The organism is Ferruginibacter sp. SUN106, from assembly GCF_050611765.1.
Lineage (GTDB): Bacteria > Bacteroidota > Bacteroidia > Chitinophagales > Chitinophagaceae > Ferruginibacter.
The window spans coordinates 1,003,192-1,016,833 of record NZ_JBODJC010000002.1 but is presented as its reverse complement, the minus strand read 5'-3'; the positions used below and the strand labels follow the sequence as shown (position 1 = coordinate 1,016,833).

The following is a 13,642-nucleotide window of genomic DNA, read 5'->3' as shown; positions in this document are numbered from 1 at the left end:
GCGCAAAGATAAGGTTTGCAGCCTGAAAAGGCCTTAGTCTTTTGCATCATTTATTTCCACCCAGTAGCCGTCGGGGTCCTGCAGCCAGATCTGCTTTACACCATCCACCCTGGTAGTGATGGTATTGAGGCTGCCTTTTACATCTTCAAAAGCTATTTTTTTATCCAGCAACATTTTTGCAAAAGCATCTACCGAGCCCACGCTGAAACAGGTATGCTGGTTTTTATAATAGGTTTTGGCTTCGGGGGCGCCTTGTATAATGTGCATTTGGGTGTGCGGCGAAGTCTGCAGCCAGATATGCTTGCCATCATGAAAAGGTTCGGGGATGGTATCCAGGCCAACCACATTCATATAAAAATCACCTGACTTTTTAAGGTCTACCACAAAAATGGCAGTATGGTTAATATGGGCTTTGGCAGGATTATTATTTTGCGAAAAGGAAGCATAAGGTATTGAAAGCAGTATGGCTAAGGTTAAAATAAGCCTGTATTTTTTCATATTTAAGCTGTTTAAGCCTCAATGTAATTAAATTAATGCTGATTTTTATAATCGGGTACGTAGAAATAATTACTTTTGCCATCCGAAATTCTAAAGCGCCGAAATGAATGGTCATTTGGAGCCTGATGAAAAATGGTCCTGTAGTTCAATGGATAGAATAGAAGTTTCCTAAACTTTAGATACAAGTTCGATTCTTGTCAGGACTACAAAAATAAAATGGCAACTTTTTAAAGTTGCCATTTTTTATACCTGCAACTAAAGCGCCCTTCTTTCAATCTATATGTTATCTCCCAAGGTTGTGAATTTTAGTGACCGGGGGAGGCTCATTTTTACCAACCTGATTTTTTACGTTTCATTAAGGACAGATAAACGATAGTTGAACGAAGGATGGACGTAAGAAAATAGAGCTTTTTATGAAGTTGCCCCGTTTTTGGCAGGGAGCAGGTATTAACAGCAGCACAGTAATTTTCAATGATGACCAGCAATAATACAATTTATGGCCAGGGTAAAAAGTAACCCTCTTTTGCAGGGTGTAAGTGGTAAAATAGGGGATAGTTTTGTGGTTAAGCAATACCGTTATGGTACAGTTATAAGTGCTGTACCTGATATGCGCAGGGTAAAAAAGAGTGCATTGCAAAAATTAAAACAAAATAGGTTTGCTGATGCTATAGCTTATGCACAAAGCATTATCCGGGATCCTGAAAAGAAGGCTGCCTATGCTAAAAAATTGCCGGAGGGTAAAACGGTTTATCATACGGCTATACAGGAATATTTGAAAAAACACTGCTGAAAAGTGTAGCAGGCCTGGCGGCGTGCCGGAGAGAAAGTTGCTGAGCTTTGAAGTATAGATCGGGATACCTGCAATCATTAGATGGCAAACAGCCGGGCAAGCTTGCATACGATTTTTAAAAAAACAAGCATGTAAATAAAATCAAGTATTGCATCTGCTTCACTGGCGGGCTTCAAGTTTTCCTTGTTTAAGTATTTGCTGCGCTTGTTGATTGTAACTCCCTGATTGAACTGCTGTGCATGGTTTTAAGCTACATAACAATTCATAAGGATAAATACAGGTATTTACCCAACAAACTAAATTATTTGTTTGATATTTAATTAGTTAATTCATATTATGCACACTAACCTTTTTTTTGTTAGTGTGCATTTTTTTTGCACTTTATTGCAGTTAGTTGGTAACAGCACCATATCGCAAACGAAGTACTTTACAACTGGTAGTAGTATGATGATTTATTTTTTCTTTTTGCAGGATAACCAGGAACAGGTTATCAAACTGTGTATCAGGAATAACCGGAAACGGCGGCGTACATCCGCATTGCTGTATCAGCTCGGGTACGGTATCTGAATGACCGGCCACTAAAAGCGTTTTTCCCTTACTGTTGTTTAATATTCTCGTGAGTAATAAAGTATTGTTTGAATACAGTATTACTGGCAAATGAAGCTGATCGGCAATGGGTTGCACTGTTTTTGTAGTGCGTACAAAATCTGTTGAAAAAATACTATCGATACCGGCATTTCCTAACACTCTTTTGAGTTCTTCTGCCCTTACTATTCCTTCTGGTTTTAAACCATCTGTTGGCAGTCTGTCGGCATGGCGGACTATAAAAATCCTGGTGGTTTTGGCTACCTGGCAAGATGTAACTACTGTTGCCAGTAACCAAGCAAAAAATATTTTTCTTATTAACATAACATCATTGTTTTATAATGTTTACCTGCAAGGCAATACCCCCGGTTATTTTTTTTGTTTTGCTGTCCCGTTGTACCAGGTCAAATTCCAGCTTTTCGCCAATTTTTATATCAGCAGGTACCTGCACTTTTACATGCAGGAGCAACTGATCGTTTTCTTTAACCGCTATGGCGATAGCTGCAGCACTACCAGGTTTAAAATACATTTCCTGTAAAGGAGTATTAACCAGGTGATACGCTTCTTTTATGGTACTATCGGTAATGGCTACAGCAGGTTTAAGTTGTTCGCCGATGTATCCGCTGCAATCCAGCAGGTCATCTTTATTTGCATTTTTTACATGGCCGGTGATAATAAAGGGCTGAACTTTTTCAAAACCGCTGAACAATACAGGTTTTGGGTGCAGTAAAGTAACCGGTACAGCTGTATATTTCAGTGGCCGGAAAACTTCAAGACTGAAGGTTCTTTTCTGGCTATAGGCATAATTGGAAATCACAAACGGGATTATTATAAAGCCGTTGGGACTAAGATCGACGATGGTAAGGTTTTTCTGTGCCAGGTTATTACTTTCCCATACAAATTTATTAGTTGCAGGATGTTCGCCCCGTGTTATTACTGCTGCTATTAAACAGGCATGCGTACCTGCTGCAGGCACCAGGTTTTTGGGCCAGCGGGCTTTTACAATCATGCTACTGCCTGCTGCAAGGTCAAAGCCGGATGCTGCAGCAATACCCGGCAAAAAATCGGCAGGGTAATTGAATTGCGTACCGGCAAATTGCTTTACATTAAATGCAACTACAAAATGTTTTACAGCCACAGTGGCACTTTTATTTCTTACCCGTGCATATATCCAGTTGTCCTGGCCATATTCGGCATTTTGATGCGTTGTGCCGTCATCATCATTATTCCTTATCCATATATCCGGTGAATTCCAGAATTTTCCTGCCCAGTTATCATTGCCTGCTATATCAGTGGTATCATCTTTCATCCATAGATCGGGTGTTGCAGATGGATTGGAAAACCCGTACACAAAACGGTGAAAAGCATCAACCACCTGCACATTACCGGAACGGCACAACAGGTATTCTTCTATATAGTTGGTTTTTATCAGCTTGTTTTTATAACTATTGTAAAAATCTTTCATGTATGCCTTAAGGTTAGTATTCCCGATAAGAGATGACATACCTTCCCAAAAGCGATTACCATCCGTATAAGCTCCGCCGGCTGTAATGCGTGACCATTGATTCTGAGTACACAATTGCACAGGAGATGCAGTAAAATCAAAGGGCGTGGAAGTTGTACCACCCATATCATTAAAATAAGTGGTCCATGCCTCATCCCACCAGCCATCGGGCTGGCTGGCTGGCTTTATACCCCGTGCCCACCAGCTGTGAAATGTTTCGTGTTTTACTGTGCCGGTAGTTGCAGTAGCAGCTCCTTCATATTCCATACCACCCATATTAAAAAATACAGTGAACCGAGTACCATGTAAATAAGCGCCTATGTTATTTTCATTATTTACCAGGAAGTTTTTAATTAAGTTGATTTGTACAGTAAGATCAGTTGCAGTATCTGTAACAAGCTTCCATGCGTCAACTGTAACAGTCTGGCCGCTTACAGGCAATAAGACTGTGCCGGATTGATGTTGTAGGGTATCTGCAGCCCTGATTTCAAGAAGGGTAGACAGCGCTGTACACCGGGCAGGGAAATTCAGTTTCCAGTGATTAGTGCCAAGTGAAGTAACTGTGGCATTTGTAATTACAGCATGCTGTATAGCGGTATTGCTTACCTGCAGATCTAACTCAATATCAAACTGATCGTAAATAAGATTGGCAGGAAACCATGACTCCAGGTACCTGGCCGGAGCCAGGTCAGTAAATCCGAAATTAAATTTTAATCTTGGCCCCGGAAGCCATGCAATAGCGGGAGGATAACCACCACCAGCTGCAGCCTGCGGAAGGCCGATGGCATAGTTTACCTGCAATGTGTGCGTAGTACCTGCAGGGAGTACCCGGTTAATAATCCGCATCTGTGCATCAGGGCCACCTCCAAAATCATGGACGGCAAGGTCTGCTATGGCAATTGCTACCCCGTCCAGCAAAGCCGTGCTGATGGTTTGCCTGAGGTCGAATACCGGGCAACCGTCCTGTACGCCTGTTATAAAAGTTATGGCTGCTGTAGCAGTTGCTGTTGAAGCAGCGCCATCAAATATAACAGTGGCCTGTAAGTGCTGTATATCCATTGGCACGGCCACCAACCCGTTTACAGTTTTGGGGGGCGGTGCCAGTTTTAAATTATCCGTAGCCATAAAGCTATTTGTTTTTAATTGCAGATAGAAACCTGGCATAAAGTGCACCGGGCAGCTGACGGGATGCCCGGTACACTTTGATTATTACTATTGGTATAGGGTGAGTGTTGTTGTTTTACTTCTTTTTTATTCTTACCTGCACAGTAAAACCTCCGATAACAACATTTTTAGGGTCCCGTTGAAGAAGGTTCAATTGGAAACTGTCGCCGGGTTTAACATTAGGCGGCGCCGTAACTTTCAGATTGAATGTTTGCACCTGGCCGGGCTTTAATACAACCGGAAAACCTGCCACCAATCCTTCTTTAAAAACTACAGAAGCCGGATTGGCGCCTGCCGCTTTTGCAAATACCGCTTCAGTAGTTTCACTGAATTTTACTTTGATGCGGTTTACCTTCGCTTTGATGTCCTTATCGATCAATGCTTCTTTTTCGGAGTTAAAGAAAGTGGCCAATTCCAGTTCTTTGGGATGAGTAAGCGATACCGGCACTGCGGCAAAGCCTTTTGGCCTTACAATTTCCACACGGAAACGATCTATTTCCCTGATGAGGAAATTATTAAACTGGATAGGCAGTACAAATGAATCACCGGGAATCAGATCAACAATGTGCAGGTTTTTTTGAGCAAGGTTATTGTATTCCCACACATGTTTTCCGGAAGGAGTGGTATCAGTTGGCATGTATACAGAAGATATCCAGCAGGAATGCGTACCCGAAGGTGGTATGAGTGCCTTTGGCCATTTGGCATGTACAATAGTGGAAGCGCCTGGTGCCAGGTTAAAACCAACTGCAGCACTGATGAAAGGGATAAAGTCGCCGGGATATACAAACTGAGTACCCGCCCATGTTTTTACATTAAAGGTTACGACAAAAGCTCTTGCTGCCTGCGTTCCCCTGTTGGTTACCCTTGCATGAAAATAATTATCCTGTCCTTTCTCAGGATTTTCGTGTTCTGCCGGGTTAGTGCTAATGGGTGTTTTGGTGATCCAAAGGTCTGGTGAATTCCAGAATACAGATGCCCCCGAAATATTATTGCCGGTATCTGCGGCATCATCACGAATATAGAGATCGGCACTGGCATTGCATTTTAGTATTCCCCTGGCGTGAAAACTGTCGAGCATTTGCATCAGGTATTTGCCCCTGTAATCAGAGGAATCTGCATGTGTTTTCATAATTGCTTCGGCACCATCGGGCATACTGGCACTTGGTAATAAAAGATGGTGAGACAGTATGACTGTTTTCAGCAGTGCGTCTCTTGCTGCATTCCTGTCGGCAAGATTTAATGAATCTCCTCCGATCGTTCTGTATATATTCCATAAAGCTGCAGACCATATTTCACCATCATTATGTACTTCACTACTCCAGCTGGTAGGATATACTTTGGTGCCATCCACACGCCTCAATGCCGACGCACCATTTTCTACATAGGCCCAGTCTTCAAAGCTTTCTCTCTGGAACTGGTTGCCAAAACTTGCAAAGAATACACAGGCCAGTATATCGCCCCATCCTTCTCCCATGGCGCCGGCTTCATCTCTTCCTGTTACCGGGTTGGTGGTTCCCCATCCGGGCACCTGGTTGTCTTGTATGGCATGGCCATATTCATGAATGATGGCATCACCTTCCTGCGATTTATCGGGGTGGCAGGGCCTTGAAGTACCCATATGAAGGCTTTTATTTCCCGGACTGTAGTAGGCAGAAAATCCACTTACTGCAGGGTCAGCGGCTGTTTGGCGGTTATTCGCTGTAGTTATGCCAAGGCTTTGAATATACCGTTGTATGGTATCAATATGATAATACAGGTTAACAGCACCCAAACGCTCATCAGAAGAAGAGTAATTAAAAGCAGTAGGTGATGTTTCTGTGGGAATGGTGGAAGTGGGAGAGGTGATATTAATGATCTTGGCAAATGCTCCTTCCAGGGAATAAACCCCGCCGGAAAGTTTCAGGTCTTTAAGTACACGGGTTACCCTTTGTGCATCGATAGTTGCCAGGGCGGTACCTGCATAACCGCATCCTGCTGCTGTGGTGGCAGTTGGTTGCCGTAATGTATTGTTATTGGCTGTAACCACGGGATTGGGGTCAAATACGAAGCCTGATCCATCGGGCAAGTGTTTTATGATATCCTTTTTTTCCAATATTTTGCCGTTGGTGGCATCAATAAAATAATTCCAGTCGCAAAGCGGATTCTCTGTCATGATCAGCACATTGTATGAAAGCGTAAGTTTGTTACTGGCATTAAAATACATTTTTGAAGTAATGATCTTACTGTCGCCTCTCATAGTAAATTCTTTAAGATCAGCAGTTGCTATCTTTTCTGCCTGGGCGGGGGTAATAACCGGCGCATCGCCTCTTGATGTATCAACTTTACCTTTTGCATAATTAAGGTCGATCTGCTTTATACTGTTGTCATCTGTTTGTACCAATACATAGGCATCATGTACGGGTATATTATCTACTGTTTGCTGGTAGCGTTTTACCTTTGCATCTGGTAATACAGCAGTATGTACCAATGACAGATCTGAATTTTTAAAATCCAGTTCCAGTTCTCCTGCATTATCCTTTAAAAATGATAATACTGCATCACCCCCATCTCTATTGCTATCGCTTTGTGACAGATCAAAAGACCCTCTTAGTTTTAATAAAGATTTTGTTTTTGAATTGCGTTGTACCTCAGTAGTTTGAGGGTTAATTAATTTAGGCATGTTATAATTTTTTAATGATGAGAAATTTAGTCAATCAAATTGCTGCATGGCAAGCAACCTCAATTCTTCGGGAGCAGTTTCCAGTATCAATCGTTCAAACCGGCGTTCTTCATCTGGTTTTATAATGATGGCATCTGCATTCCTGATCTCCAGCCTGCCTTTATATGCGGTAATTGTGTAACTCCCGTTATGGATTAAGGCACCACGATAACCTAAGGGTGGCTGAAAATCCGATGTATCTGCTGAAGCAGGTATTTCATTGGCATACACCAGCAATTTTTCAATTACCTGCAGGCCGGGCTGCCACTCGGGATCAGGCCGTCCTGAGAACAGCAGTAATTTGCACTTCCAGTGCTTATTTGATTTTAATATGTCCATGTAATACCTGCATAAAAGTACAGAATTGGGTGTATGGCCCACGATTAGCAGTTCTGGGGTCTGCAATAGGGTTGCCTGAATTATCTACCAATGTTGCCTGTGTACCTCCGGGCTTGTGTGACCATTTTCCATCCGGCCCTTTGCGGTACCAATGAAAATCGTAACCGGGTGCCACTACCAATGCTACAAGGTGGCCTTTGCCGGGGCAAACATTATTGGCAGCAGGAGTATCTATTAAACAATCTGCAACTGCACCATCTTTAGCACTTCGCTGGCCGGCTGCTACTGCGCAACCCGATAGCGACGTGTATTGCAGGCCCGCAGCTTTACCTGGCTGGGCAAAAGTATCAGTACGGTAATTTGACGCATAGTTGTAACAATTGTTATTGAACTGCCGCTGGCCTCCGTCATTCCACCAGGCGATATCGGCATCGGGTGCACAGCTGCAGGGATTTAATACCGGCCATTTAATAATATCAATCGGCCATTTTAATAACAAATCTTTTCGTTCGGCCCTAAATGTTTTTACCTGGTCTTCCAGTAATGTTCTGAATTCTTTTTTGCTGCCGGTGTCCTTAAATTGAGTTATCAGATCAAAAATAATTTTTTCAAATTCATTGTCTGTTGCTGTAGCAGAGCTGTTGTCTCCATAGGCACGGTCAGGTGTTACACGCATTATCTTTGGCATATCGGATGCAGCAGCATCCAGTTGCTCAATAATTACCCCCCGGTATCCAAGGCCAAATGGCTCGGGTGCAGTTTTATCAGAATTCTTTTTAAACCCGGATTTCAGACTTACCTGGTCCAGGATCTTTTTTGCATCACGACCATCTAATGTTAATGTTGGATTAGGGCGGCCGCTAAAAACGTCGATCGTTAATTTGATTTTCATAAATTTTTATTTTTTTTAAAACTGATATAATAATTATGCAACAACCTGTTACAGTTGTTCATTAATATTTTGCATATTAAATAATGCGGCTAAAGGTATGCGTTAGATACTGGTGTAACCCCGGTTGCAATAAACGGTTAAATAAACATCCTGATAAATTAAGTGCAGTATTGTAATGCAGTATATCGTTATTGCAATTACTGGTACTTAAATTCCCGGTAAAAAGAATAAGGGTTTAAGGCTGTGAATTATATTGTAGATTGATCCAAAACTTTTAATACCATAAAATTAATGGCTTGCTTTTTAAACTGCAATACCCTGTTAGTAGTATTTTTAAATGCAGGGATATAACAAATGTATGCCTGTATTAATCAGCTGTATCAATGTTGCCACCACTTAATTTTCATAACTTATTTATAATAGTAAATTAAATGAGCATGGCCGGTTTTAAAACCGGCCATGCTCATTCAAATAATATGTTTCAATAAAAGCCCGCAGGCTTTGCATTAAAGTGCTATTGCTGTATACTTTCCGTAGCGTTACTATCTCCGCCACTGCTTTTACGTTTAAAAAGTGATGCATCCAGTTTACCAAAGCGATACGCAAAATTCAGTTTAAACATTTGCGGGTCACGCAGGCGGCTGTACGTTTGCGTAAAATAATCACTGGAAGAATATTGGCTGTTGATACGTGTTTTGAAAATGTCTGTAACACTTAATGATACCGAAGCTGCATTATTTTTCAGGAAACTTTTTTTAACTGCAAGATCCATTCCCCATGATGGTTTGATATAACCTTGTGAAGAACTCTGGCTTTGCATCATTGGCGGGCCACCCATACCACCGCCCTGGCTTACCGGCAAATTGGTTTTAGATTGATAAGTAGTAGTAAGCTGCACTGCAAAGTTAGAAGGCAGTTTAAAGTTACTGTTGAACTTGCCAAACAAACTCCATAAAGCAGCTTGCTGAGTAGTAGTTACATTGCTGGTATTTACTTTAGAATTATACACATTTACATTGGTGCTGATGTCCCACCATTTGGTAAGCGTATTCAGTACAGTTGCTTCTGCACCCGCAGCATAACTTGAGTTGGCATTGATATAAGTATTGATCAATTCTGTGTTGCCGCTTACTGCATCAGTTTCTGATGATAAATAACGGGTGATTAAATTATCAGTGTGTTTGTAGTATAAAGAGCCTAAGAAAGTACTGCTCTTCTGAAAAGTTTTTAAATAAGACAATTCTACTGATTGTGTAAACTCCGGTACCAGGTTAGGATTACCACGGGTAATATTTAATTTATCGGTGTAATCAGTAAAAGGAATCAGCTGAAAAAAATTAGGCCTGTTAACGCGACGGCTGTAACTGAATTGCAGTTCCTGCCTGTTGGCTAATTTCTGGCTTAAAAAAACTGAAGGGAACAAACTTACCGGATAACTGTTTTTAAATGTTTCGCCGGTGTTGGTTAATGTACCGGTATAGTTAGAACTTTCTGCACGAACACCTACTTTGTAACTAAAATCTTTAATGCTGTTGCTGTAAGTAGCATAAGCTGCATACACATTATCAGTATTCTTATAGTTGCTTGTTGCAGATGGAATGATCAGGTATTGTTTTGCGCTATCATTATACAAATAGTTATCGTTAACGTTTACCCTGCTGCGAATAGCTGCTCTTACACCGGTTTCTAATTTAGCGGTTTTGCTAAGTGGTAAAGTATAATCAGATTGTATCACAAAATTTTTATCGCTGCCATAACCTAATGCTGTTTGCAATGCAGTGCTGCTTGTAGCACCTGTTGAGGTTAAGTAATTTGTAGTGTATAAAGAATTATTGCTGTTCTTGCCACCAAAGTAATTGGCATCTACAGTAAGCTCTTCACCTGGTTTGGCGAATGTGTGTTTTAAACCGAAAACTAAACCTTGCCCGTTAAACTCTCTTGTGCCTGTGGTTAATCTTTGGCTTGCGGCACTTATTTTTCCGCTGTTGTATAAACTATCGGTTGATACGCCGATCAATTCGTAAGGATTAAATTCCCCATGCACTTTTATACCCGATAAAGACAAAGTTGTTTTGTTGGTAGCAAAATAATCAACACCCAGTTTTGCAAAAAGAAAACCGCCTGTTGTTTTATTAAAATTATTTTGAGCGGTGATGGTTTGTGGCGTCGTCAATTGACTGATACGTTCAGTGGTTCCTGTGGTTTGTCCTTTGTTCTGGTTACCATTAACTGCAGCACTGATGTTGATCTTATTTTGGCGCACATTAAAATCCAGGCCACCATTTACTGCACCTCTTTTATCTACACCGGCTCTTACATTACCATTGTAACCGGTTTTTTTATTTTTCTTCAATACAATATTTAAAATGCCTGCACCACCGCCGGAGGCATCATATTTTGCAGAAGGATTAGAGATCACTTCCACGCTTTCAATAGCATCGGCTGGTATCTGGTCTAATGTTAATGTTGTTGGCCTGCCATCCACTAATAATTGCGGCGCTGCATTACGCATGGTAATATTGCCATCAATATCTACATTAACCGAAGGCACATTACGCATTACATCCACACCGGTACCACCGGCACTCATGATATTTTTTTCTACATTAAATATTTTTTTATCGGCATTTAGTTTTATGGTAGGGGTAGAAGAAACTACAGTGACTACCTGCAGGTCTTTTGCATCGGGAGTGAGTTTGATCTTACCCAGGTCTTTATCAGTTGATGGGGGCTGCATGGCACCATCGGTGGGTTTAGTAAAAAAACTAACCGGCAGTTCGTATGCTTTAAAACCAACACTGCTGATCTTTAAAGTGTACCTGCTTTTTAAGGATACGTCTTCAAAACTAAAATCGCCGTTAGCTTGTGTGATGACAGATTTGTACAGCAACTGCTTTGTCTTTTTTGTAACAGAGTCTATTTTGTTCTCCATTAATAATACCGTGGCTTCTCCAATGGCTTTGCCATCATTGTCGGTAAGCTTGCCATATAAATGAGCACTCAGGTTACCGGCCGGCCTCATTCCTGCAGGCGGCATTTGTGCAAACAAACCTGTTGCGCCCAGTACTATTGTAATCAGTAATAATAATTTTTTCATTGTTTTAATATTTATGATGTAAAAGTAATTCGCTGCAACAGCGTGTTTGCGGTAAATGAGATAAGAAAGGGAAATGTTGCGACGAAAGGGGAGATGCAGGAACACGGATGGGATGGATTGAACGGATGAACACGGATAATTGCTATTAGGATTAAAAGTTTAATGAAGTAAATAAATCACCCTAAGATTGGATGACCACTGATGATTCTGCGAAGCAGAATGCCTGATAGCGGAAAGAATCTAAATATTCTGCAAAGCAGAAAAAAATCCGTGAGCATCCGTTCAACCCGTTCAATCCGTGTTCTATTTCGCTGTCAATGCAGCAATAGCATCACGATAATGATCGCTTACAGGAAGTTCCAGGGTGTCGATAAATACACTGGTTTTGCGGATAGAAGTGATGAAAGCAACGCCAACAATATAAGATTTATGAATGCGGATAAATTGTTTGGCTGGCAGCTGGTCTTCAATCGTTTTCATGGGCATACGTGTTACCACGGGTTTGGAAGAACTCTTTAAATGTATCTTGATATAATCTTTCAATCCTTCTACATACATTATATCAGCGATGGTTATTTTTACGAGGCTGTATTCAACATTCACAAAAAAATATTCCGCAGTTGCAGGGGCGGTATTTTCTTTGGCAGCATGCTTCAGCTCAAATAATTCTTTGGCTTTGTAACAGGCTTTTATAAAGCGCTCTAATGCAACGGGCTTTACAAGGTAATCGGTAACATCTAAGTTGTACCCTTCCAAAGCATATTTTTCATAAGCCGTAATTAAGATGAACATAGGTTTCACCGTCATGCTTTGTATTAGTTGCAGGCCGGTAAGTCCCGGCATTTGAATATCTAAAAATATAAGATCAACAGGTTGCTTTTCTATTATCTGCAAGGCTTCCATTGCATTATCACAGGCAGCCACCAATTGCAAAAAAGGAACTTTGCTGATATTATCCTGCAATAATTCCAGTGCAAGTGGTTCATCATCTATGGCGATGCAGCGTATCATTAATTTAAATGTATTTGAAGTGAGATGCTAAAGGTATTATTATCGCTGTTGATTATCAGCTCATGTTTGTGATTGCCGTATAGTAATTCCAGCCTGCGTTGCACATTAGTTAAACCAATACCGCTTGCTGAGTCTTTTATTTCCTGCGATGCAGGGTCGTATTTATTTTGTACTGTAAAATATAAAATATTATTCAGTGCTTTTAAACTGATATCAATTTGCGGATGATCGATCATACCGGTACCGTGTTTAAAAGCATTTTCCACAAAAGGTATCAGTAACATGGGTTCGATATCATATTGTTTATCTGCCGGCAGCACATCTACATTTACCACTAATTTTTTCCCAAAGCGTTGCAGTTGCAGGTCGATATAACTTTGCAGGTATTCAGTTTCTTTTTCTAAAGATACTTTTTGTTCGCCTGTTTCGTACAGCATGTAACGCATCAGGGAAGAAAGTTTGATCAGGGAAGGTTCCAGCAGATCAGATTGTTTACGTGCCAATGCCACCATATTATTCAATACATTAAACATGAAGTGCGGACTCACCTGTGAACGCAATAAGGATAATTCTGTTTTTAAATTTTCGTTCAGCCTTTCCCGGGCAAGGTTTTCAAAAACAATTTTGTCTTTGATGGTTTTATAAGCAATGCTGCAGGCCAGTATAAATAAGAATACAAAAACGCAAAAAGGTAAATGTTTTCTGAAGCTAAAAGAAGCATCAGTAAAAACAAATGTTTTTACCATATTAAAAGAAAGGAAAGTGAAAATTGCAAAACAAGCAATAACCGAAACGATATACCAAAAGTATTTTTTCCTGTAAAACAACCGTACAATTAAAACGCCTGCATTCAGGTAAAAGAAACCGATCAGCATCAGGTCGTTAAGACGGGAAGTAATAAAACTCGCCGTTTCATTTACCGGTTGCGAATGTCTTTGTTCATTCGGATTGTAAGAAGGGCGCAATAAATAGGGCAAAGAAAAAAGCAGGATCCATGCGGCGGCATGTATTACAATGATCAATCCTTTTTTATACCTTATTGGTTTCATGCTGCTAAATTAGGC

General features: G+C 40.9%; 10 protein-coding genes and 1 tRNA gene. 2 read left to right on the top strand and 9 right to left on the bottom strand.

Going from position 1 to position 13,642, the window contains the following annotated elements; translation table 11 throughout:
• Window positions 1-33: 33 nt before the first annotated feature.
• The gene (locus ACQ334_RS10220) at window positions 34-498 is read right to left on the bottom strand and encodes a VOC family protein (protein WP_430988103.1); all 465 of its coding nucleotides are present in this window, start codon (window positions 496-498) and stop codon (window positions 34-36) included.
• A gap of 134 nt (window positions 499-632) precedes the next feature.
• Here ACQ334_RS10220 and ACQ334_RS10215 point away from each other — a divergent pair.
• Together ACQ334_RS10215 and ACQ334_RS10210 are read left to right on the top strand one after the other, a co-directional pair.
• Window positions 633-704, top strand: a tRNA-Arg gene (locus tag ACQ334_RS10215).
• 290 nt (window positions 705-994) lie between these two features.
• The gene (locus ACQ334_RS10210) at window positions 995-1,288 is read left to right on the top strand and encodes a hypothetical protein (RefSeq protein WP_430988102.1); all 294 of its coding nucleotides are present in this window, start codon (window positions 995-997) and stop codon (window positions 1,286-1,288) included.
• A gap of 390 nt (window positions 1,289-1,678) precedes the next feature.
• Here ACQ334_RS10210 and ACQ334_RS10205 read toward each other — a convergent pair whose 3' ends face one another.
• The 8 genes from ACQ334_RS10205 to ACQ334_RS10170 form a co-directional block, all read right to left on the bottom strand.
• Window positions 1,679-2,197 carry a histidine phosphatase family protein gene (locus tag ACQ334_RS10205; RefSeq protein WP_430988101.1) on the bottom strand — a complete coding sequence of 173 codons (519 nt, stop codon included), beginning with the start codon at window positions 2,195-2,197 and terminating at the stop codon, window positions 1,679-1,681.
• A gap of 4 nt (window positions 2,198-2,201) precedes the next feature.
• The gene (locus ACQ334_RS10200; protein WP_430988100.1) at window positions 2,202-4,502 is read right to left on the bottom strand and encodes a hypothetical protein; all 2,301 of its coding nucleotides are present in this window, start codon (window positions 4,500-4,502) and stop codon (window positions 2,202-2,204) included.
• 115 nt (window positions 4,503-4,617) lie between these two features.
• Window positions 4,618-7,200, bottom strand: coding sequence for a M36 family metallopeptidase (locus ACQ334_RS10195; protein WP_430988099.1), 2,583 nt, complete (start codon window positions 7,198-7,200; stop codon window positions 4,618-4,620).
• Between the two features lie 30 nt (window positions 7,201-7,230).
• Window positions 7,231-7,578 (bottom strand): hypothetical protein, encoded by a 348-nt coding sequence (locus ACQ334_RS10190; protein ID WP_430988098.1) that lies wholly within the window; start codon window positions 7,576-7,578, stop codon window positions 7,231-7,233.
• Window positions 7,556-8,470, bottom strand: a complete 915-nt coding sequence (locus tag ACQ334_RS10185) for a hypothetical protein (protein ID WP_430988097.1) — start codon at window positions 8,468-8,470, stop codon at window positions 7,556-7,558. Before ACQ334_RS10185 ends, ACQ334_RS10190 begins: the two co-directional genes overlap by 23 nt.
• A gap of 514 nt (window positions 8,471-8,984) precedes the next feature.
• On the bottom strand, window positions 8,985-11,567 hold the full coding sequence (locus tag ACQ334_RS10180) for an outer membrane beta-barrel protein (protein ID WP_430988096.1): 2,583 nt from the start codon (window positions 11,565-11,567) through the stop codon (window positions 8,985-8,987).
• A gap of 303 nt (window positions 11,568-11,870) precedes the next feature.
• A complete protein-coding gene (locus tag ACQ334_RS10175; RefSeq protein WP_430988095.1) occupies window positions 11,871-12,578 on the bottom strand; it encodes a LytR/AlgR family response regulator transcription factor in 708 nt (235 codons plus the stop codon).
• Window positions 12,578-13,627 (bottom strand): sensor histidine kinase, encoded by a 1,050-nt coding sequence (locus ACQ334_RS10170; RefSeq protein WP_430988094.1) that lies wholly within the window; start codon window positions 13,625-13,627, stop codon window positions 12,578-12,580. Before ACQ334_RS10170 ends, ACQ334_RS10175 begins: the two co-directional genes overlap by 1 nt.
• Between the last annotated feature and the right edge of the window lie 15 nt (window positions 13,628-13,642).

Coding starts and splice junctions, on each gene's coding strand:
- ACQ334_RS10220 (WP_430988103.1), bottom strand. CDS start 498: ATGAAAAAATACAGGCTTATTTTAACCTTAGCCATACTGCTTTCAATA.
- ACQ334_RS10210 (WP_430988102.1), top strand. CDS start 995: ATGGCCAGGGTAAAAAGTAACCCTCTTTTGCAGGGTGTAAGTGGTAAA.
- ACQ334_RS10205 (WP_430988101.1), bottom strand. CDS start 2,197: ATGTTAATAAGAAAAATATTTTTTGCTTGGTTACTGGCAACAGTAGTT.
- ACQ334_RS10200 (WP_430988100.1), bottom strand. CDS start 4,502: ATGGCTACGGATAATTTAAAACTGGCACCGCCCCCCAAAACTGTAAAC.
- ACQ334_RS10195 (WP_430988099.1), bottom strand. CDS start 7,200: ATGCCTAAATTAATTAACCCTCAAACTACTGAGGTACAACGCAATTCA.
- ACQ334_RS10190 (WP_430988098.1), bottom strand. CDS start 7,578: ATGGACATATTAAAATCAAATAAGCACTGGAAGTGCAAATTACTGCTG.
- ACQ334_RS10185 (WP_430988097.1), bottom strand. CDS start 8,470: ATGAAAATCAAATTAACGATCGACGTTTTTAGCGGCCGCCCTAATCCA.
- ACQ334_RS10180 (WP_430988096.1), bottom strand. CDS start 11,567: ATGAAAAAATTATTATTACTGATTACAATAGTACTGGGCGCAACAGGT.
- ACQ334_RS10175 (WP_430988095.1), bottom strand. CDS start 12,578: ATGATACGCTGCATCGCCATAGATGATGAACCACTTGCACTGGAATTA.
- ACQ334_RS10170 (WP_430988094.1), bottom strand. CDS start 13,627: ATGAAACCAATAAGGTATAAAAAAGGATTGATCATTGTAATACATGCC.